The sequence below is a fragment of the Pseudomonas sp. GW823-FHT06B06 genome (assembly GCF_058795195.1).
Map to the genome: position 1 here is coordinate 217,637 of NZ_JBXAHO010000001.1, position 21,354 is coordinate 238,990.

Sequence of the window (21,354 nt, forward strand, 5' to 3'; positions counted from 1 at the left end):
CCCATGCCCCGTAAAACCTGGCGCGCCGCGCTTGCTGCCTATGCCAGCCCTTCGACGCTCGTACTGTTATTGCTGGGTTTCGCCGCCGGCTTGCCCTACATGCTGGTGTTCTCGACGCTTTCGGTCTGGTTGCGTGAAGCCGGTGTGGCGCGCGAAACCATCGGTTATGCAAGCTTGATCGGACTGGCATATGCCTTCAAATGGGTCTGGTCCCCCCTGCTCGACCAATGGCGCCTGCCGTTGCTCGGCAAACTCGGCCGACGACGTTCCTGGCTGGTGTTGTCGCAAGCACTGGTCATTCTTGGCCTGGTCGGGATGGGCTTCTGTGACCCGCAAAAGCATTTGTCCTGGCTGATCGCCATCGCAGTGGTCGTCGCCTTCGCCTCGGCGACGCAAGACATTGCAGTGGACGCCTACCGACTGGAAATCGCCGAAGACAGTCGCCAGGCAGCGCTCGCCGCCAGCTATATGTCCGGCTATCGCATAGCAGCACTGCTGGCCACGGCCGGCGCGCTGTTCTTCGCCGAGGGCTTCGGTTCAACCGGCTTCAACTACAAGCATTCGGCATGGGCTGGCACTTACCTGCTGTTCGGCGCCTTGATGGTGCCGGCATTGCTCACTTCGCTGTTCATGCGTGAACCTGCGGTGCCTCTGCGCACGCAATTGCAGGCCGGGCGCTACAGCTTTGTGCATCAACTGGCCTCGGTTTTCGTCCTGATCGTACTGCTGGTGTCCGTGCCGGCCATGTTTACCCAGCTCTATAACACCGACTTTGCCAGCGTGCTGTTCGAAGGCGTGAGCCTGCTCGACCTGCTGCTCGAAGACCGCGCGCTCCTGCGCGCGATCCTCTACACCACACTCACCGCCCTGTGCCTGTCGGCCATGGGCCGTCGCGGCCTGGCTCCCGTGCTGACGCCGGTCAACGACTTCATTCTGCGTTATCGCTGGCAAGCGCTGCTGCTGCTGGGGCTGATCGCCACCTACCGGATGTCCGATACGGTGATGGGCGTGATGGCGAACGTGTTCTACATCGACCAGGGTTTCACCAAGGACCAGATCGCCAGCGTCAGCAAGATCTTCGGCCTGATCATGACCTTGGTGGGCGCCGGCATGGGCGGCCTGCTGATCGTGCGCTTTGGCATCTTGCCGATCCTGTTCATTGGTGGTGTCGCGTCGGCGGGCACCAATATATTGTTCCTGTTGCTCGCCGACATGGGCGCCAACCTCAACATGCTGGTCCTCACCATCTCCCTGGACAACTTCAGTTCAGGCCTGGCGACCTCGGCGTTCGTTGCCTACCTGTCGAGCCTGACCAACCTCAAGTTCTCCGCCACCCAATACGCTCTGCTCAGCTCGATCATGCTCTTGCTGCCGCGCCTGATCGGCGGCTATTCAGGCGTCATGGTAGAGAAGTTCGGCTATCACAACTTCTTCCTGATCACCGCCCTGCTCGGGGTTCCGACGCTCCTGCTGATCGCTTTGCACTGGTTCCAGGAGAACCGTCGCGCCGGTCCGACACCGAAATCGGAGCCGGCGCCTACCCAGGTCGCGGAAGAATCGTAGGGAACACGCGCAGAAATCCTACAGAGGACGGGGTCAATCCCGTCCTCCTGCCACCGCACCGACCGCACGCCTGTACGGCAGCGGAACTCGCCCGTACAATGCTCCGTCATTTCTCGTCATCAGCAATCGATAACGGCCAACCATGCGCACCAGTCAATTTTTGCTTGCCACACAGAAAGAAACGCCTTCCGACGCGGTCGTGATCAGCCATCAGCTGATGCTGCGCGCCGGCATGATCCGCAAACTCGCCTCGGGCCTGTATACCTGGCTGCCGATGGGCTTGCGAGTGATGCGCAAGGTCGAAGCCGTCGTTCGCGAAGAAATGAACGCCGCCGGCTCGCTCGAAGTGTTGATGCCGAGCACTCAACCGGCTGAGCTGTGGCAGGAATCCGGGCGCTGGGAAGAGTACGGCCCTGAATTGCTGCGCTTCAAGGATCGCCACGGTCGCGATTTCTGCGCCGGCCCGACTCACGAGGAAGTCATCACCGACCTGATGCGCAACGAGTTGAGCAGCTACAAGCAGCTGCCAATCAACCTGTATCAGATCCAGACCAAATTCCGTGATGAGATCCGTCCGCGCTTCGGCTTGATGCGCGGTCGCGAATTCATCATGAAGGACGCCTACTCGTTCCACGCCGACCAGCCATCGCTGCAGGTCACGTACGACCGCATGCATCAGGCGTATTGCAACGTATTTACCCGCCTGGGCCTGAAGTTCCGCCCGGTTGAGGCCGATAACGGCTCCATCGGCGGCGCCGGCTCCCACGAGTTCCACGTACTGGCCGAGTCCGGCGAAGACGATATCGTCTTCAGCAACGGTTCCGACTACGCGGCGAACATCGAGAAAGCCGAAGCCGTGCCGCGTGAGACTTCCCGTCCGGCACCGGCTGAAGAGCTGCGCCTGGTCGACACGCCAGAGACCAAGACCATTGCCGCGCTGGTGGAAAAATTCAATCTACCGATTGAAAAGACCATCAAGACCCTGGTGGTGCACGCTGAAGAGAAAGGCAAGCTGATTGCCCTGATCATCCGTGGCGACCACGAGCTGAACGAAATCAAGGCCGCCAACCAGCCTGGCGTCGCCAGCCCGCTGGTCATGGCTTCCGAAGCGGAACTGCGCGACGCCATTGGTGCCGGCGCCGGTTCCCTGGGCCCGCTGAACCTGCCGCTGCCAATCATCATCGACCGTTCCGTTGAGCTGATGAGCGACTTCGGCATCGGTGCCAACATCGACGACAAGCACTACTTCGGTGTGAACTGGGAACGCGACCTGCCCGTGCCGACCGTGGCCGACTTGCGTAACGTGGTCAGCGGCGACCCAAGCCCGGACGGCAAGGGCACCCTGGAAATCAAGCGCGGCATCGAAGTCGGGCACATCTTCCAGCTGGGCAACAAGTACAGCAAGGCGATGAAGTGCGAAGTACTGGGGGAAAACGGCAAGCCGGTCACCCTGGAAATGGGCTGCTACGGCATCGGCGTTTCCCGCGTGGTTGCGGCTGCCATCGAGCAGAACAACGACGACAAGGGCATCATCTGGAGCGACACCCTGGCACCCTTCCAGGTTGCCCTGGTACCCCTGCGCTACGAAACCGACCTGGTTCGCGAAGCCACCGACAAGCTGTATGCAGAACTGACTGCGGCAGGCTTTGAAGTGTTGCTGGACGACCGCGACAAGAAAACCAGCCCGGGCATCAAGTTCGCGGACATGGAGCTGATCGGCATTCCTCACCGGATCGTGGTCAGCGACCGCGGCCTTGCCGAAGGCAACCTGGAATACAAGAGCCGTACCGAGGCCGAGCCGCAAGCGCTGCCGGTCGCCGACGTGCTGCCTTTCCTTCAGGCCCGTATCCGCCGCTGAAACCAGATAGAGACGTCATGTTCAAGCGAAACACCTTAGGCCTCGGTGGTGCCGCCCTGTGCGGCACCCTGCTGGTCAGCGGCTGTGCCAATCACATGTCACAACGCAGCGAGCACGAGGAACGCATCGAGCGCAAACTGCTTGATCACAGCCTGCAGATCGATGTGGGTGAGCCCAAGGTGCTTGAGCTGCCTCAACGCCGGGTGAAAATCCACGAGCAGAAGACTTTCGAAGTCACCGAGTTCGAGGTTACCCGCCATTACGATCGCTACACGCCGTACCAACCCTGGCGGGAGGTCTATGAGATCCCGCTGGGCGCGGTCGCGGTGGTGGCCGGGGTCGGCGCCAATGTGGCCAACGTGTTTGCCCTGGGCAATCTGCCAGACAGCATGACCAGGGACTGGTTCAGCTACGGCTTCGCCGGGCTCAACCCGTTCATGAACGTGCAGTCCCATGGACGCGCCCAGCAGAACCTGGCGGGCATCGACGAAGTGCAGCTCGACAAGCGCACGGAGTACTCGAGCCTGCCCTGGAGCGAGCGCCCCGTCGAAGTCAAGGCTGGCAAGGAAACCTTCCAGTTGAGCACCGACAAGAATGGCGTATTGCGCCTGAACCTGTTGGACAGCCCGTTCGCCGAACATGACCTCAATCACCTGAGCAAGCTGCAGATCAACGTCCAGGACGCCAAGGACGATGTGCACAGCGATTCGTCGCTGGCACTGAGCAACACCTTGCGCGGCAAGTTGCTCGAAGCCCACGGTTTGATTTACGACGACCTTGAAGATGACGAAGTGAGCCAGTGGGTTCACCGGGTCAAGCGCCTGTCGGAGCTGGGCCTGGAGGAAGAAGCCACCGAGCTTGAACAGAGCCTGATCGAACTGACTCGCAACGACCCGGAGCTGCAGACCGAATTCCTCAAGTCCTTGACCAAGGATGCCGGGCGGCTGGTGGCGGATCCGGGACCGAACTAAGGCCTTTTAAAAGATCGCAGCCTGCGGCAGCTCCTACAGGGGAACGCGCGCTCATGTAGGAGCTGCCGTAGGCTGCGATCTTTTGACTTTAAGGTTGTTAACGCTCAAACAACTCCATTTGCTCAAACCCGCCCCGCAAATCCTCCAGCCTCACCCCTACGCCCAGCAACCGCACCGGCTTACCGCCACGGTTGAACGCCTGCGTCAGCAACAACTGATAACTGCCCAAATCCCGCCCCGCCCCCGCCTGCTCCAGCGTGGTCTGGGTGAAATCATGAAATTTCACTTTGACGAAGGGTTTGCCCGGCCGATAACTGCTGTCGATTCGCGCCATGCGGGTTGCGAGGGTATCCAGCAGCTCCGGCAGTTTTTCCAGGCAACTGCGCAGGTCCGGCAAGTCGACGTCGTAGGTGTTTTCGACACTGATGGACTGGCGGCGACTGTCGTTATGGACCAAGCGGTCATCGATCCCACGTGCCAGGCTCCAGAGTCGTTCGCCAAAGCTGCCGAATTCGCGCACCAAAGCCAACTTGTCCCACTCGCGTAGCTGTGAGCAGTCGACAATACCGAGCTTGCCCAGCCTTTCGGCAGTGACTTTACCGACCCCGTGCAGCTTGCTCACCGACAAGCCACTGACAAACGCCTCGACCTGATCCGGGGTGATCACAAATAACCCGTTGGGCTTTTTCCAGTCGCTGGCAATCTTGGCCAGAAACTTGTTGGGGGCCACGCCGGCGGAGACGGTGATATGCAACTGATTGGAGACGCGCCGGCGAATGTCCTGGGCAATTCGCGTCGCACTGCCGCCAAAATGCGCGCTGTCCGACACATCGAGGTAAGCCTCGTCCAGGGAAAGCGGCTCAATGATCTCGGTGTAGTCGCGAAAGATCGTGTGAATTTCCCTGGACGCTTCTCTATAGGCGTCCATTCGTGGCTTGACGATCGTCAGGTCCGGACACAGCTTCAATGCGTGCCCCGAAGACATGGCTGAGCGCACGCCATACGCCCGGGCTTCATAGTTGCAGGTGGCGATCACCCCGCGCCGGTCCGCCGACCCGCCGACCGCCAGGGGCTTTCCAGCCAAGCGCGGGTCGTCCCGCATCTCGATGGCGGCGTAAAAGCAATCACAATCGACGTGGATGATTTTTCGCTGGGTCATTTCAACGCGGTGTTCATGGAGTAGAAATAGCGTCACGCGATGTAGGAAAAAACAGTATCTCACTGACAACTGTATATAGCACCAGTACCTTGACGGTTCTTTTCAGTCGTAGGCGAACCACCATAAATTTATTTTCTCAATCGAAAAGTTACCTCTAATAGAGCCGCAGGCCTTGCCAGGCCTGCCTCTCAGGCCGATCGAGCGTCCCAATTTGCAGCTAAGCGATTGAACAGGAACAGGTTTTATCAAAATTGCAGGTTGACACCCCCGCGCATTTCTATAGAATTGCCAACACAGACGCGGGATGGAGCAGTCTGGTAGCTCGTCGGGCTCATAACCCGAAGGTCGTCGGTTCAAATCCGGCTCCCGCAACCAAACATCAAAAAAGGCTACTCGAAAGAGTGGCCTTTTTTGTGCGCGTCAGTTTTGTCCTAAGGCCCCCTCTCCCCCCTCATGGCCGCCTAGAGCACGTGGACAAGAGAAATCGTTGTGATTCCGAAACTTACGCCCCTCCGCCTGCTGTTTTGCTCTTTCTCACACTTATTTGATTCATTTCTGGATTAACGGTTGACACCCCTGCGATTCTCTATAGAATGCCGCCACACAGACGCGGGATGGAGCAGTCTGGTAGCTCGTCGGGCTCATAACCCGAAGGTCGTCGGTTCAAATCCGGCTCCCGCAACCAAACATCAAAAAAGGCTACTCGAAAGAGTGGCCTTTTTTGTATCTGTAGAAAAAGTCCTTTCGCAACAATGATCTGTCACTGTGTGGTGAGCCTTGCGGGCCACCGATGCGCTGGGTTCCGACTATGCTCAATCGCACATTCCACACCCTACGACTGAAGACGAACTGCCACCGGGACCCGGTGCCAGGCGTTAATATTCGTGATTATTTTTTTCTACAGGGATTGGTAACTTGGCTGGATACCCCCATCCTGTCGCGCACAATCCAAGAGGTGATTGATGCGCGCCAACTCGTCTGATCCACAAGACACCGTCACAGCTACCCAACCGATCAAGGCGCAGCGGCTGCGTTTGCTTGACTTGATCAGCAAATACCGCCAACCCATCGGCCTGGCGGTCACCCTGCTGCTGTTCACCATTGCGCTGATCGCCTGCCGTCACTTGTTGAGCGAACTCGACCTGGACGCTTTGCACGACTCGATCCTCGAGGTTCCGCAACCGGCACTGCTGGGTGCGCTGGGCGCTACCGTCGCGGGCTTCATCATTCTGCTGGGATACGAATGGTCGGCCAGCCGTTACGCAGGCGTCAATCTGGCACCGCAAACCTTGGCGCTGGGCGGTTTCACCGCCTTCGCGATCGGCAATGCCATCGGTCTTTCGATGCTGTCCGGCGGCTCGGTCCGCTACCGCCTGTATGCGCGCCATGGCCTGGGGGCCACTGAAGTCGCACGCATGACGCTGTTCGCCAGCCTCTCGCTCGGCTGCGCCCTGCCACCGCTCGCCGCGCTGGCGACACTCAGTGACCTGTCCGAAGCCTCCGCCGCCCTAAGGCTTTCGCCGGTTCTGCTGGGCAGCATCGCGACGGCTGTGTTGTTGCTGTTCTCGGTACTGGCCATCGGCATCTACCGTCGGCGCCTGCCGGAACAACCGTACGCCGACAACCTCCTGGTGCAGATCGGCCGCCGCACCTTGCGCCTGCCCGGGCGCCGCCTGACGTTCCTGCAACTGGTCATTACCGCACTCGACGTGGCCGCCGCCGCCACGGTGCTCTATTTGTTGTTGCCCGAAGCGCCGCCGTTCGGCGCGTTTCTCCTGGTTTACCTGCTGGCCCTGGCCGCTGGCGTGCTCAGCCATGTTCCGGGCGGGGTCGGCGTGTTCGAAGCGATCTTGCTCGCGGCCTTCTCCGACAAACTCGGTGCCGCGCCGCTGGCCGCCGCCCTGCTGCTCTACCGCTTGATCTATGTGGTGCTGCCGATGCTGGTGGCCTGCCTGTTTCTGTTGATCAGCGAAGGCCAGCGCCTGTTTCAGACGCGCCAGACCTTGCGCGCTGCCTCAGGCCTGGCCGCGCCGATATTGGCGGTGCTGGTGTTCCTGTCCGGCGTTGTACTGCTGTTCTCCGGCGCGACCCCGGAAATCGACACGCGCCTTGAACATATCGGCTTTCTGATCCCGCACCGCCTGGTCGATGCTTCGCACTTTGGCGCCAGCCTGATCGGCGTGTTGTGCCTGTTGCTGGCCCAGGGCCTGCGTCGTCGACTGTCGGCTGCCTGGATGCTGACCACCATTTTGCTGCTGGTTGGCGCCCTGCTCTCCCTGCTCAAGGGTTTCGACTGGGAGGAAGCCAGCCTGATGGTGCTGACGGCGAGCCTGCTGGGGGTGTTCCGGCGTTCCTTCTATCGCCCCAGTCGCCTGACCGAAGTGCCGTTCTCCCCGTTATACCTGGTGGCCAGCGTGTGCGTACTCGGCGCCTCGATGTGGCTGCTGTTGTTCGCGTACCAGGACGTGCCATACAGCCATCAACTCTGGTGGCAGTTCACCCTCGATGCCGATGCCCCCCGCGGCTTGCGCTCGCTGCTCGGCGCGGCGGTCTTGCTGGTGGTGGTATCCCTGACCTGGTTGCTACGCACCGCTCGCCCGGTCATCCACCTGCCGACAGCCGATGAACTGGAGCGCGCAAGCAAGATCCTCATGGCATCCGCGCAACCGGATGGCGGCCTGGCCTTGACGGGAGACAAGGCGCTGCTGTTCCACCCCAACGACGAGGCGTTCCTGATGTACGCCCGCCGCGGCCGCAGCCTTGTAGCACTGTATGACCCGATCGGTCCCGGCCAGCAACGGGCGGAAATGATCTGGCAGTTCCGCGACCTGTGCGACATCCATCACGCCCGCCCCGTGTTCTATCAAGTGCGTGCGGAGAACCTGCCGTACTACATGGACATCGGCCTGACCGCGATCAAGCTCGGCGAAGAAGCCAGGGTCGACCTCAAGCGCTTTGACCTCGAGGCCAAGGGCAAAGAGATGAAGGACCTGCGCTACACCTGGAACCGTGGCACCCGCGATGGCCTGTCGCTGGAAATCCATGAACCAGGCCAGGCGCCCATGGATGAGCTCAAGGTGATTTCAGATGCCTGGCTGACCGGCAAGAACGTGCGCGAGAAAGGCTTCTCCCTCGGCCGCTTCAGCGACGATTACCTCAAGCACTTTCGCATTGCCGTGATCCGTTTCGAAGGGCGCCCGGTGGCGTTCGCCAACCTGCTCGAGACCTACAGCCATGACCTGGCCAGCCTCGACCTGATGCGCGCGCACCCGGACGCCCCCAAGCTGACCATGGAGTTCATGATGGTCGGCCTGATCCAACATTATAAGAGTCACGGATACGCGCGTTTCAGCCTGGGCATGGTGCCGTTGTCGGGGTTGCAACCCCGTCGGGGTGCACCCTTGACCCAGCGCCTGGGCTCGATGGTCTTCCGCCGTGGTGAGCAGCTCTACAACTTCCAAGGCTTGCGCCGCTTCAAAGACAAGTTCCAGCCTGACTGGGAACCCCGTTATATGGCCGTGCCCGCCGGACTCGATCCGCTGGTGGCCTTGGCCGACACTGCCGCCCTGATCGCGGGCGGCTTGACTGGATTGGTGAAACGCTGATGATTCAACGCTCCCTGCGCTATGTACTGGGCACCCTGGTAGTGGTGGCCCTGATTCTCGGTGGTGGCTACTGGTACCTCAAACGCCCGGCACCGGAACCGACCCTCGAACTGCTGACCCCAACCGATGGCGCGGCGATGACCCGCGTGATCCCCGGCACCACGCCAAAGGCCCAGGTACTGGTGGCGGTCAACGAAGACCAGAAACTCAGCGACAAGCAATTGCTGACCCTGAGCCGCAGCGGCGCTGCGCAGATCGTCCAGGTGATCCTGCCCAAGGACTGCCTGCTGCAAAGCCGTGCCCTACAGTCGGGCTTGCGGGAACTCAACGGCCCGGCGACCCTGGTCAGCGGGATCGGCCCGGGCGCGGTGCTGGCCTGGCGCTGGTTGTCCGAACAGAAGAACGACAAGGCACAAGCCGTGTCGGTTGACCTGGCCCTGGAAAAACCCGGTTGCACCCACCTGCTGCCAAAGAGCGCCGCCCATGGCCACTGGCTGGTGGCGTGGAATGACAACCCGGACGACACCAGCGCCGGCTTCGTGCGCGACCAGCCCAACGCCGAAACCAGCATCAGCGACTACGACATCAACCTGCCGCAAGTGCTGAACAACGAACTGCGCAAACTGCTGGTCGGTGGCGACAAGGACGCCGGTGGCTTGCAGATACCAGTGGTTGAAGTGCCCGCCGGCCAGGCCAAGGACACCGTCACCTTGTTCCTCTCTGGTGACGGCGGCTGGCGTGACCTGGACCGCGACGTCGCCGGTGAAATGGCCAAGATTGGCTACCCGGTGGTCGGCATCGACACCCTGCGCTACTACTGGCAGCACAAGAGCCCCGAGCAAAGCGCCCTGGACCTCGCCGAGCTGATGCAGCACTACCGGCAGAAATGGGGTACCAAGCGCTTCATCCTGACCGGCTACTCGTTCGGCGCCGATGTGCTGCCAGCCATCTACAACCGCCTGGCAGAGTCCGAGCAGCAACGCGTCGACGCCATTATCCTGCTGGCCTTCGCTCGCACCGGCAGCTTTGAAATCGAAGTCGAAGGCTGGCTCGGCAACGCCGGCAAAGAAGCCGCCACCGGCCCGGAAATGGCCAAGCTGCCCGCCGCGAAAGTGGTGTGCATCTACGGCGAAGAAGAAGTCGACGAAAGCGGCTGCACCGACAAGAGCGCGGTGGGCGAAGCCATCAAGCTACCTGGCGGCCACCACTTCGACGAGAACTACCCAGCCCTCGCGCAGCGGTTGGTGGATGTGATCCAGAAGCGGCAAGTGCAGGAAACTGAAGCCCAGGAGTGATCTGAGTCGCACAAAAAAGCCCCCGCAGCCTGAAGGCTCCGGGGGCTTTTTCGTTCCACACCACACCCCCTGTAGGAGCGAGCATGCTCGCGATGATCTCAGATACACCGCGTTTATCCAGGATTCCCGCGTGAGCGTTGACGACCATCGCGAGCATGCTCGCTCCTACAGTGGGCCTACATCTCCACTTGCGTCCCCAGCTCAATCACCCGATTCAGCGGCAGGTTGAAGAAGCGCAGGTTGCTGTTGGCGTTTTTCAACATGAAGGCGAACAGCGCCTCCCGCCAGCGGGCCATGCCTTCGAGCTTGGAGGCGATGACTGTCTCGCGGCTGAGGAAGTAGGTCGTGCGCATCGGACTGAAATCCAGGTCCTCCAGATGACACAGCTTCAGCGCTTGCGGCACGTCCGGTTCGTCGACGAAGCCAAAGTGCAGGATCACCCGGAAGAAACCCTCGCCGTAGGAGTCGACCTCAAAGCGTCGCGACGGCGGCACGCGCGGAATATCCTCATACACCACCGTCAACAGCACGACTTGCTCGTGCAGCACCTGGTTATGCAACAGGTTGTGTAACAGGGCGTGAGGCACGGCATCTGGCCGCGCAGTGAGGAATACAGCGGTACCCTGAACGCGATGCGGTGGTTGTACGGCGATACTGCTGATGAAAATCGGCAGCGGCAGTCCACCTTCATCCAGACGCTCCACCAACAGTTGCTTGCCTCGCTTCCAGGTGGTCATCAATACGAACAGCGCAATACCGGCAATCACCGGGAAGGCACCGCCCTGGACGATTTTCGGCACGTTGGCGGCGAAGTACAGACCGTCTACCAGCAGGAAGCCCAACAACACCGGTACCGCCAGAATCGGTGGCCACTTCCACAGCAGCAACATGACCGCCGACACCAGGATAGTGGTCATGAGCATGGTTCCGGTCACCGCCACGCCGTAGGCCGACGCCAGGGCGCCGGAAGACTCGAAGCCCAGGACCAACAGAACCACACCAACCATCAGCGCCCAGTTGACGGCACCAATGTAGATTTGGCCCTGTTCGGCGCTGGACGTGTGCTGGGTATGCATACGCGGGATATAGCCGAGCTGGATGGCTTGGCGGGTCAGGGAGAACGCCCCGGAAATCACCGCTTGCGAAGCGATGACCGTGGCCAGTGTCGACAACCCGACCAGTGGGATCAACGCCCAGCTTGGCGCCAGCAGGTAGAACGGGTTGCGCGCAGCTTCTGGATCACCGAGCAGCAAGGCGCCCTGGCCGAAATAGTTCAGCACCAGCGCTGGCAGCACGAGAATGAACCACGCGCGGGCAATCGGCTTGCGGCCGAAGTGGCCCATGTCGGCATACAGCGCTTCGGCACCGGTCAGTGCAAGCACCACGGCGCCAAGGATCGCTACGCCCATGCCGGGATGCTCCCTGAAGAAACGAACACCCCACATCGGGTTCACCGCTTGTAACACCTCCGGATGCTGGGCAATGCCATACAGGCCCAGAGCCGCCAACACCAGAAACCAGGTGACCATGATCGGCCCGAACAGAATGCCGATCCGCGCCGTACCGTGTCGCTGGATCAGAAACAACCCGACCAGCACCACCAATGACAGCGGCACCACCCAATGGTCGATACCCTCGAATGCAAGCCCCAGGCCTTCAATGGCCGACAGCACCGAAATTGCGGGCGTGATCATGCTGTCGCCATAGAACAGCGCCGCGCCGATCAGCCCGCAGACCACCAGCAGCGTGCGCAATTTCGCATGACCTGCCGCCGCTCGCCGAGCCAGCGCGGTCAAGGCCATGATTCCGCCTTCGCCCTGGTTGTCGGCACGCAGTACAAACATCATGTACTTGATCGACACGACCCAGATCAACGACCAGAAGATCAACGCCAGAATCCCAAGCACCCCATCGTGGTTGACCGCTACGCCATAACCACCGGTAAATACCTCTTTGAGGGTGTACAGCGGGCTTGTGCCGATATCGCCATACACCACCCCGACCGCCGCGACCAACATGCCAATCGGATTCGCCGACGTATGCGCGGCGCCCGCAGTCTGACTACTTGCCTGCCCCATCCACCACTCCTACTACCCAGACCCGGGCTTCTATGAAGAAGCACTATGCTTTGTCATGCAGCATGCGCCGTTTTACTTGTTGTTACAGACGTTTTATTGACTGTAAAAAATCGGTAAAGCCCAACGGCGCGAAGCATAGCGCAGCACTCGTCGTATTTCCCTGCATAAAGCTGGTCAAGTGATCGTCTCATCGCTAGAATTGCGCACTTTTTGATCAGAGGCGCAGTTCAAGCGCCCGTCCGTCGGTTTTGCCCAGTTCGGCAAGCGGCGTCACAAAACACCGAGGTTAGACATGTCCACCACTCCTGCGCCGGCCAATCCCAAGGTTGGCTTCGTATCCCTGGGTTGCCCCAAAGCACTGGTCGACTCCGAGCGCATCCTCACCCAGCTGCGCATGGAAGGCTATGACGTCGTGTCCACCTACCAGGACGCCGATGTCGTGGTGGTCAATACCTGCGGCTTCATCGACTCGGCCAAGGCCGAGTCCCTGGAAGTGATCGGCGAAGCCATCAAGGAAAACGGCAAGGTCATCGTGACCGGCTGCATGGGCGTCGAAGAAGGCAACATCCGCAACGTACACCCGAGCGTGTTGGCCGTCACCGGTCCGCAGCAGTACGAGCAGGTGGTCAACGCCGTGCACGAAGTCGTGCCGCCACGCCAGGACCACAACCCGCTGATCGACCTGGTGCCGCCACAAGGCATCAAGCTGACCCCGCGCCACTACGCCTACCTTAAGATTTCCGAAGGCTGCAACCACAGCTGCAGCTTCTGCATCATCCCGTCGATGCGCGGCAAGCTGGTTAGCCGCCCGGTCGGTGACGTACTCGACGAGGCCCAGCGCCTGGTCAAGTCCGGCGTCAAGGAGCTGCTGGTGATCTCCCAGGACACCAGCGCCTACGGGGTCGACGTCAAGTACCGCACCGGTTTCTGGAACGGCGCGCCGGTGAAAACCCGCATGACCGAACTCTGCGAAGCCCTGAGCACCCTCGGTGTCTGGGTACGCCTGCACTACGTTTACCCGTACCCGCACGTTGACGAGCTGATCCCGCTGATGGCCGCCGGCAAGATCCTGCCGTACCTGGACATCCCGTTCCAGCACGCCAGCCCGAAAGTGCTGAAGGCGATGAAACGCCCGGCGTTCGAAGACAAGACCCTGGCGCGAATCAAGAACTGGCGCGAAATCTGCCCGGACCTGATCATCCGTTCGACTTTCATCGTCGGCTTCCCCGGCGAGACCGAAGAAGACTTCCAGTACCTGCTGAACTGGCTGACCGAAGCCCAGCTCGACCGCGTCGGCTGCTTCCAGTACTCGCCGGTTGAAGGGGCTCCGGCCAATGACCTGGACCTGGAAGTCGTGCCGGACGACGTCAAGCAGGACCGTTGGGAGCGCTTCATGGCGCACCAGCAGGCCATCAGCTCGGCGCGCCTGCAAATGCGCATCGGCCGTGAAATCGAAGTGCTGGTCGATGAAGTCGATGAGCAAGGCGCGGTAGGCCGCTGCTTCTTCGATGCCCCGGAAATCGACGGCAACGTATTCATCGACAATGGCAGCAACTTGAAACCGGGCGACAAAGTCTGGTGCAAAGTGACCGACGCCGACGAATACGACCTGTGGGCTGAACAGATCTAGTCGCAAAAAATATGCAAAGCCCCGCTCTCTTGACGAGATGCGGGGCTTTTTTACGGCTATCGTTTGATGAGGAACGGATTCTCATCTCCAATAACCCAAGGGCAGGCTGGCATGCGCCAACATTCGGTCATTCATACCCCAAAACAAAGCGACTACGAAGAATTGACCAGGGTCTGGGAGGCCTCGGTCCGCGCTACCCACGACTTCCTGCCGGACAGCTACATCGAACTGTTGAAGAACCTGGTGCTGACCCGTTACCTCGACGCCGTGATGCTGATTTGCACCAAAGACCCGCAGCAGCGAATCACCGGATTCGCTGGTGTCGCGGCGGGCAAGATCGAGATGCTCTTCATCGACCCGGCGCATCGAGGCCAGGGCCTGGGCAAGCGGTTACTGCGCTATGCCCTGGAGAACCTCAACGCCGATGAACTGGACGTCAACGAACAGAACCCGCAAGCCCTGGGATTTTACTTCAAGCAGGGCTTCGAGGTGATCGGTCGTTCGGAAGTCGACGGCATGGGCCAGCCGTATCCGCTGTTACACATGCGTTTGCGCCAGGCTCAACAAAAGACACGCAATGGCTGACACAACATGAAACCACTGTGGGAGCGAGCCTGCTCGCGAAAGCGACCTATCAGTCGACATTCGTGTTGAAGCTGATGACGCTTTCGCGAGCAGGCTCGCTCCCCCATTAAAAAAACATATGCGGCAAATGGTTCCGGGATTAACCGGCGCCAGGCAGGTACAATGCCCACCCCTTTTTTGTTACGGCCCTGTCATGACTGACCCGATTCGACTCTCCAAACGCCTCATCGAACTCGTCGGCTGCTCCCGTCGGGAGGCTGAGCTGTTCATCGAGGGCGGCTGGGTCACCGTCGACGGCGAAGTCGTTGACGAGCCGCAGTTCAAGGTCGCCAATCAAAAAGTCGAGCTGGATCCAGAGGCCAAGGCCACGGCACCAGAGCCCGTCACCATCCTGCTCAATGTGCCAGCCGGCATGGACGCGGACACCGCCATGGCGACCATCAGCGCCGAGACCTTGAGTGAAGAGCACCGCTACGGCAAACGTCCGCTCAAGGGCCACTTCCAGCGCCTGACCGCCAGCACTGACTTGCAAGCCAATGCCAGCGGTTTGCTGGTGTTCACCCAGGACTGGAAGATCCTGCGCAAGCTCACTGCCGACTCCAGCAAGATCGAGCAGGAATACGTGGTCGAAGTCGAAGGTGACATGGTTGAACATGGCCTCAATCGCTTGCAACACGGCCTGACCTACAAGGGCAAGGAACTGCCTCCGGTCAAGGCCAGCTGGCAGAACGAAAACCGCCTGCGTTTCGCCATGAAGAACCCGCAACCGGGCGTGATCGCCCTGTTCTGCCAGGCCGTCGGCCTGAAAGTCGTAGGCATCCGCCGCATTCGTATCGGCGGCGTGTCCATCGGCAAGGTGCCCCTGGGGCAATGGCGCTACCTGTCCGGCAAAGAGAAGTTCTGAGGCTTCTCCCGCCGCCACACATTCTGGCGCCGCTGCTTGTGCGGCGCCCACTGCTGAATATCAGGATTGCACACCATGATTCACAATGACGTACTGCGCAGCGTGCGCTACATGCTCGACATCAGCGACAAGAAAGTCATCGAGATCATCAAGCTCGGCGGCATGGACGTGGCCTTGGCCGACCTGGTGAGCTACCTCGACAAGAAAGAGGAAGACGAGGAAGGTTTCGTACGCTGCCCGGACGAAGTCATGGCGCATTTCCTCGACGGCCTGGTGATCTTCAAGCGCGGCAAGGACGAAAGCCGCCCTCCGCAACCAATCGAAGTGCCGGTAACCAACAACATCATCCTGAAAAAGCTGCGCGTAGCCTTCGAGCTGAAAGAAGACGACATGCACGCGATCCTCAAGGCCGCCGAGTTCCCGGTATCCAAGCCTGAGCTGAGCGCTCTGTTCCGCAAATTCGGCCACACCAACTATCGCCCGTGCGGCGACCAGTTGCTGCGCAACTTCCTCAAGGGCCTGACCCTGCGCGTTCGCCCGCAATAACGTGCGACGCGGATCTACCCTGTAGGAGCGAGCATGCTCGCGATGGACGTCAACGATCACGAGGGCTGTCTGAATGCCCGTGTTGTTCTGGAGTTTTTCGTCGGAGCGCCGCCCGGAGCATGCTCGCTCCTACAAGGCCGTATGCCCCCCCATTCCGCGCAAAAATAGTGGCTCCACTGATCGAGCCTGACGACTAGGGTGTAATGACCTACAGCGCTCAGGATTCGCCATGCACCCCTATTTCTCCCTGCAAGGCCGCACCGCACTGGTGACCGGCGGCACCCGTGGTATCGGCAAAATGATCGCCAAGGCCTATGTCGAGGCTGGCGCCACCGTCTACGTCTGTGCCCGCGACGTCGAAGCCTGCCGGCAAACTGCCGATGAGCTCGGTGCATTGGGCCGCTGTCACGCGGTGGCCGCCAACCTGGCCACTGAAGAAGGCGTGCAGCAGTTGGCAACACGCCTGGGTGAGCAGATGACCCATCTCGATATCCTGGTGAACAACGCCGGCACCACTTGGGGGGCGCCATTGGAAAGCTACCCGATCAAGGGTTGGGAAAAGGTCATGCAACTGAATGTGACGTCAGTATTCAACTGCATCCAGCAATTTCTGCCACTGCTGCGCAAAGCCGGTTCCCCCGCGAACCCGGCCCGAATCATCAATATCGGCTCAGTCGCCGGGATTTCTTCCTTTGGCGAACAGGCGTATGCCTACGGGCCGAGCAAAGCCGCCCTGCATCAACTCTCACGGATTCTGGCAAGGGAACTGGTGAGCCAGCACATCAACGTCAATGTGATCGCCCCGGGTCGCTTTCCGAGCAAGATGACCCAACACATCGACAGAGATGCGCAGGCATTGGCGCAGGATACGGCGCTGATTCCGATGAAGCGTTGGGGCCGGGAGGAAGAGATGGCGGCGCTGGCGATCAGCCTGGCGAGTACGGCCGGGGCGTACATGACCGGGAATATCATTCCGCTGGATGGTGGGTTCAGCCTCTGAAATCGGCGGTGCTGCCATCGCGGGCAAGCCACGCTCCCACAGGTTTCTTTGGTGCTCACAAAATCTGTGGCCGGCCGAGCTCCACTGTGGGAGCGGGCTTGCCCGCGAAGGGGCCGGCACAGCCACCACTGAATACAGGTCGATCGGGTTATCATGCCCGCCACCATCCCGACTCGACCCCAAACCATGACCTACAGCGTTTCCCCCATCGGCTTCGTGCGTTCCTGCTTCAAGGAGAAGTTCGCCATCCCTCGGCAGCCGCAATTGGCCCCCGCCGCGCGCGGCGTGCTCGAACTGGTGGCGCCATTCGATCAGGGTGATGCCGTGCAGGGCCTCGAACAGGTCAGCCATGTCTGGCTGTTGTTCCTGTTCCATCAGGCACTGGAAGAAAAGCCGCGCCTGAAAGTTCGTCCGCCGCGCCTGGGCGGCAACAAGTCCATGGGCGTGTTCGCCACGCGCGCGACTCACCGGCCCAATGGCATTGGCCAGTCCGTGGTCAAGCTGGACAAGGTCGAGGCCAATCGCCTGTGGATATCCGGCATCGACCTGCTCGATGGCACGCCGATCCTCGACATCAAACCCTACGTGCCTTACGCAGACATCATCGACACAGCCATCAATAGCATCGCCAGCGCCGCGCCGCAGTTGATTGCCGTGCAATGGACAGATAGCGCCCTGCAACAGGCTCATGGGCACGCTGAACGCCTTGCAGAGCCGTTGGTTGAGTTGATCGAGCAATGCTTGGCGCAGGATCCGCGCCCGGCGTACCAGACGCCTACCCCGGAACGCGAATATGGTGCGCAATTCTGGGACGTGGATGTGCGCTGGCATTATCCAACGCCGCAGATGATCCGCGTGCTTGAGGTCATTCCCGCATCCAACATGTAGGAGCTGCCGCAGGCTGCGATCTTCTGATCTTGAAATCGCGATAGAAGATCAAGATCAAAAGATCGCAGCCTGCGGCAGCTCCTACAGAGAACGCGTCCGGCATAAAAAAGCCCGCATTACCTGTATAGGCAATGCGGGCTTTTTTTGAGGCGGTGCTTATTTCTCTACGAACGCACGCTCGATCAGGTAATCACCCGGCTCGCGCATGCGCGGCGACACTTTCAGGCCGAAGCTGTTCAGCACTTCGCTGGTCTCGTCGAGCATGCTCGGGCTGCCGCACAGCATGGCGCGGTCGTCCTGCGGGTTGATCGGTGGCAGGCCGATGTCGCTGAACAGCTTGCCGCTGCGCATCAGGTCGGTCAGGCGACCTTCGTTTTCGAACGGCTCGCGGGTCACGGTTGGGTAGTAGATCAACTTGTCACGCAATGCATCGCCAAAGAACTCGTTCTGCGGCAGGTGCTCGGTGATGAACTCGCGGTAGGCGACTTCGTTGACGTAACGCACGCCGTGGCACAGGATCACTTTTTCGAAACGCTCGTAGGTTTCCGGGTCCTGGATGACGCTCATGAACGGCGCCAGACCGGTACCGGTGCTGAGCAGGTACAAATGTTTGCCAGGCTTCAAGTCATCCAGCACCAGCGTGCCGGTGGGCTTCTTGCTGATGATGATCTCGTCGCCTTCCTTCAGATGCTGCAACTGGGAAGTCAGCGGACCATCAGGCACCTTGATGCTGAAGAACTCGAGATGCTCTTCCCAGTTCGGGCTGGCAATCGAGTAAGCGCGCATAAGCGGGCGGCCGTTGGGCTGTTGCAGGCCGATCATCACGAACTGACCGTTCTCGAAGCGCAGGCCCGGATCACGGGTGCACTTGAAGCTGAACAGAGTGTCGTTCCAGTGATGAACACTGAGGACACGCTCGTGGTTCATGTTGCTCATGTACGGGGACTCCTGGAGATTGGATCTGCGCTAGCTCTTTCAGGAACAGACCTGCGGTGCGCAATTGCATCGCATTCTAATAGCGACGACAATATCTGTTAACTGGATTATTAAGATAAGGGTTATCGGTTATATCGATATGCGATTTACTCTCCGTCAACTTCAAGTGTTCGTTGCCGTCGCCCAGCAGGAAAGCGTGTCCCGTGCTGCGGGTCTGCTCAACCTCTCACAGTCGGCGGCGAGTACATCGATTACCGAGCTGGAGCGCCAGTGCAGCTGCCAACTGTTCGACCGCGCCGGCAAGCGATTGAGCCTCAACGCCCTGGGTAAACAGTTGCTGCCCCAAGCCGTTGCCTTGCTCGACCAGGCCAAGGAAATCGAAGACCTGCTCAATGGCAAGTCCGGATTCGGCTCATTGGCAGTGGGCGCGACCCTGACCATTGGCAACTATCTTGCGACCCTGCTGATCGGCGGTTTCATGCAGCGCCACCCGGAAAGCCAGGTAAAGCTGCATGTGCAGAACACCGCCAATATTGTGCAACAGGTCGCCCACTACGAAATTGACCTGGGTCTGATCGAAGGCGATTGCAACCACCCTGACATCGAAGTGCAAAGTTGGGTCGAAGATGAGTTGGTGGTCTTCTGTGCGCCACAGCATCCGCTGGCCCAGCGGGGCACAGCGAGCATGGAGGAACTGAGCCAGGAAGCCTGGATCTTGCGTGAACAAGGCTCAGGCACACGCCTGACGTTCGATCAAGCCATGCGCCATCACCGGAGCGCGCTGAACATCCGCCTGGAGCTGGAACACACCGAAGCCATCAAGCGCGCCGTAGAGTCCGGCCTGGGGATCGGCTGTATCTCGCGGCTGGCGCTACGGGACGCGTTCCGTCGCGGCAGCCTGGTAGCAGTGGAGACTCCGGACCTGGACCTGGCGCGACAGTTCTATTTCATCTGGCACAAGCAGAAGTACCAGACCTCGGCGATGCGTGAATTCCTCGAACTGTGCCGCGCATTCACCGCCGGGGTGCAGCGCAGCGACGAGATCGTCCTGCCGGCGATCGCTTAAAGCAGAATCACCGCCCAGACCAGCGCGATCATGGTCAAGGCCACCAATTGCGCGGCACTGCCCATGTCCTTGGCGTTTTTCGACAACGGGTGCAATTCAAGGGAAATGCGGTCGATGGCCGCTTCCACGGCCGAATTGAGCAGCTCGACGATCAGCGCCAACAGGCAGACCGCAATCAACAACGCCTGCTCGACACGATTCACGTTCAGGAAGAACGACAGCGGGATCAGAATGACGTTGAGCAACACCAATTGCCGAAAAGCCGCTTCGCCGGTGAATGCTGCGCGTAGGCCGTCCAGCGAGTAGCCGGAAGCATTGAGGATACGTTTCAGGCCGGTCTGGCCTTTGAAAGGTGACATAGAGTAGGAACTGACCAAAAAAGGAGTGGGAAAGCTAGATTAACCAAAGTCAAAAAAACGTGAAGGCGCCAGCGCTTAATGGCTTGAAATTGACTCGAGTTGTTGCAGCAGCAACGCCGCCTGGGTGCGGGTCCGCACATTCAGTTTACGAAAAATCGCGGTGACGTGGGCCTTGATGGTCGCTTCGGAAACGCTCAGTTCGTAGGCAATCTGCTTGTTCAGCAACCCTTCGCAAACCATCGTCAGCACCCGGAACTGTTGCGGAGTCAAGCTCGCAAGGCCTTCACTGGCCGCCTTGACCTCATCGGAAACGCTGACGGCTTCGAATGCTTGCGGTGGCCAGAAAACATCGCCATCGAGCACCGCGCGCACGGCTTTCTGGATAACACTCAAATCGCTGGACTTGGGTATGAAACCGCTTGCACCAAATTCACGGGACTTGACCATGATCGTCGCTTCTTCCTGGGCCGAGACCATGACCACAGGAATTTGCGGATACTGGCCGCGCAACAGTACCAACCCGGAAAAACCATACGCGCCCGGCATGTTCAGGTCCAGCAGCACCAGATCCCAGTCGGCCTTTTCGCTCAGGCGTGCCTCCAGCTCGGCAATGCTCGCCACTTCCACCAACCGGACATCCGGGCCCAGGCCCAGGGTCAGCGCTTGATGCAGGGCGGAACGAAAAAGAGGGTGGTCATCGGCAATCAGGATTTCGTATGTGGCCATTTTTCAAATGATCCTGTTTTTCATGGGATGCCCGATGCATTCGGGTATCGCCAAACAACTCGAGGTAACAGCCACGCAGCCGCTCCAACGGGGCACGTTCAACGCAAAAAACGGCGTTTCAAACTCTGGCCGCACCCTAATGGGCGCCAAGCATGCCCAGCCAAACCGGGGTGGTCAAGCGACAT

Annotated in this window: 17 protein-coding genes and 2 tRNA genes; 14 read left to right on the forward strand and 5 right to left on the reverse strand. The window is 60.1% G+C overall.

What is annotated here, in order from left to right; all coding sequences use genetic code 11:
- Window positions 1–3: 3 nt before the first annotated feature.
- The 3 genes from AC1Q8Q_RS01080 to AC1Q8Q_RS01090 all read left to right on the forward strand — a co-directional run bounded on the left by AC1Q8Q_RS01080 (window position 4) and on the right by AC1Q8Q_RS01090 (window position 4,392).
- Window positions 4–1,563 (forward strand): AmpG family muropeptide MFS transporter, encoded by a 1,560-nt coding sequence (locus AC1Q8Q_RS01080; RefSeq protein WP_168757326.1) that lies wholly within the window; start codon window positions 4–6, stop codon window positions 1,561–1,563.
- 142 nt (window positions 1,564–1,705) lie between these two features.
- Entirely contained in the window at window positions 1,706–3,421 is a 1,716-nt protein-coding gene (locus AC1Q8Q_RS01085; RefSeq protein ID WP_020797098.1) for a proline--tRNA ligase, read from the forward strand.
- Between the two features lie 17 nt (window positions 3,422–3,438).
- On the forward strand, window positions 3,439–4,392 hold the full coding sequence (locus tag AC1Q8Q_RS01090) for a hypothetical protein (protein WP_020797099.1): 954 nt from the start codon (window positions 3,439–3,441) through the stop codon (window positions 4,390–4,392).
- Window positions 4,393–4,489: 97 nt separating this feature from the next.
- On the opposite strand, the gene dinB is transcribed toward AC1Q8Q_RS01090, so the two are convergent.
- The gene (dinB, locus tag AC1Q8Q_RS01095; RefSeq protein ID WP_151140649.1) at window positions 4,490–5,551 is read right to left on the reverse strand and encodes a DNA polymerase IV; all 1,062 of its coding nucleotides are present in this window, start codon (window positions 5,549–5,551) and stop codon (window positions 4,490–4,492) included.
- Window positions 5,552–5,849: 298 nt separating this feature from the next.
- On the opposite strand from dinB, the gene AC1Q8Q_RS01100 reads away from it, so the two are divergent.
- From AC1Q8Q_RS01100 to AC1Q8Q_RS01115, 4 genes are all read left to right on the forward strand, one after another.
- Window positions 5,850–5,926, forward strand: a tRNA-Met gene (locus tag AC1Q8Q_RS01100).
- Between the two features lie 233 nt (window positions 5,927–6,159).
- Window positions 6,160–6,236: transfer RNA gene (locus AC1Q8Q_RS01105), tRNA-Met, on the forward strand.
- A gap of 277 nt (window positions 6,237–6,513) precedes the next feature.
- The gene (gene mprF / locus AC1Q8Q_RS01110) at window positions 6,514–9,156 is read left to right on the forward strand and encodes a bifunctional lysylphosphatidylglycerol flippase/synthetase MprF (RefSeq protein WP_020796017.1); all 2,643 of its coding nucleotides are present in this window, start codon (window positions 6,514–6,516) and stop codon (window positions 9,154–9,156) included.
- Entirely contained in the window at window positions 9,156–10,451 is a 1,296-nt protein-coding gene (locus AC1Q8Q_RS01115; RefSeq protein WP_020796016.1) for a virulence factor family protein, read from the forward strand. The genes mprF and AC1Q8Q_RS01115 overlap by 1 nt, the downstream gene beginning before the upstream one ends.
- Window positions 10,452–10,627: 176 nt before the next feature.
- Here AC1Q8Q_RS01115 and AC1Q8Q_RS01120 read toward each other — a convergent pair whose 3' ends face one another.
- A complete protein-coding gene (locus AC1Q8Q_RS01120; RefSeq protein WP_020796015.1) occupies window positions 10,628–12,529 on the reverse strand; it encodes a potassium transporter Kup in 1,902 nt (633 codons plus the stop codon).
- Window positions 12,530–12,821: 292 nt separating this feature from the next.
- Between AC1Q8Q_RS01120 and rimO the strand changes: the two genes are divergently transcribed.
- From rimO to tsaA, 6 genes are all read left to right on the forward strand, one after another.
- Window positions 12,822–14,159: a 30S ribosomal protein S12 methylthiotransferase RimO gene (gene rimO, locus AC1Q8Q_RS01125; RefSeq protein WP_020796014.1), complete on the forward strand. Its 1,338-nt coding sequence runs from the start codon at window positions 12,822–12,824 to the stop codon at window positions 14,157–14,159.
- A 111-nt stretch (window positions 14,160–14,270) separates the two neighbouring features.
- Window positions 14,271–14,744 (forward strand): GNAT family N-acetyltransferase, encoded by a 474-nt coding sequence (locus tag AC1Q8Q_RS01130; RefSeq protein WP_020796013.1) that lies wholly within the window; start codon window positions 14,271–14,273, stop codon window positions 14,742–14,744.
- 193 nt (window positions 14,745–14,937) lie between these two features.
- The gene (locus AC1Q8Q_RS01135) at window positions 14,938–15,648 is read left to right on the forward strand and encodes an rRNA pseudouridine synthase (protein WP_020796012.1); all 711 of its coding nucleotides are present in this window, start codon (window positions 14,938–14,940) and stop codon (window positions 15,646–15,648) included.
- A 75-nt stretch (window positions 15,649–15,723) separates the two neighbouring features.
- Window positions 15,724–16,194: a YehS family protein gene (locus tag AC1Q8Q_RS01140; RefSeq protein ID WP_020796011.1), complete on the forward strand. Its 471-nt coding sequence runs from the start codon at window positions 15,724–15,726 to the stop codon at window positions 16,192–16,194.
- Between the two features lie 229 nt (window positions 16,195–16,423).
- A complete protein-coding gene (locus AC1Q8Q_RS01145; RefSeq protein WP_020796010.1) occupies window positions 16,424–17,194 on the forward strand; it encodes an SDR family oxidoreductase in 771 nt (256 codons plus the stop codon).
- Between the two features lie 186 nt (window positions 17,195–17,380).
- Complete coding sequence (gene tsaA, locus AC1Q8Q_RS01150; RefSeq protein ID WP_033044229.1) at window positions 17,381–18,082, forward strand: tRNA (N6-threonylcarbamoyladenosine(37)-N6)-methyltransferase TrmO; 702 nt, start codon at window positions 17,381–17,383, stop codon at window positions 18,080–18,082.
- 156 nt (window positions 18,083–18,238) lie between these two features.
- Here the strand turns inward: tsaA and fpr are convergent, their stop codons facing one another.
- On the reverse strand, window positions 18,239–19,018 hold the full coding sequence (fpr, locus tag AC1Q8Q_RS01155) for a ferredoxin-NADP reductase (RefSeq protein ID WP_008054100.1): 780 nt from the start codon (window positions 19,016–19,018) through the stop codon (window positions 18,239–18,241).
- 139 nt (window positions 19,019–19,157) lie between these two features.
- On the opposite strand from fpr, the gene AC1Q8Q_RS01160 reads away from it, so the two are divergent.
- A complete protein-coding gene (locus tag AC1Q8Q_RS01160; protein WP_033045309.1) occupies window positions 19,158–20,084 on the forward strand; it encodes a LysR family transcriptional regulator in 927 nt (308 codons plus the stop codon).
- Here the strand turns inward: AC1Q8Q_RS01160 and AC1Q8Q_RS01165 are convergent.
- Both AC1Q8Q_RS01165 and erdR read right to left on the reverse strand, forming a co-directional pair.
- Entirely contained in the window at window positions 20,081–20,443 is a 363-nt protein-coding gene (locus AC1Q8Q_RS01165) for a diacylglycerol kinase (protein WP_020796007.1), read from the reverse strand. The genes AC1Q8Q_RS01160 and AC1Q8Q_RS01165 overlap by 4 nt on opposite strands.
- Window positions 20,444–20,518: 75 nt before the next feature.
- Window positions 20,519–21,169 (reverse strand): response regulator transcription factor ErdR, encoded by a 651-nt coding sequence (gene erdR / locus AC1Q8Q_RS01170; RefSeq protein ID WP_492614751.1) that lies wholly within the window; start codon window positions 21,167–21,169, stop codon window positions 20,519–20,521.
- Window positions 21,170–21,354 lie beyond the last annotated feature (185 nt).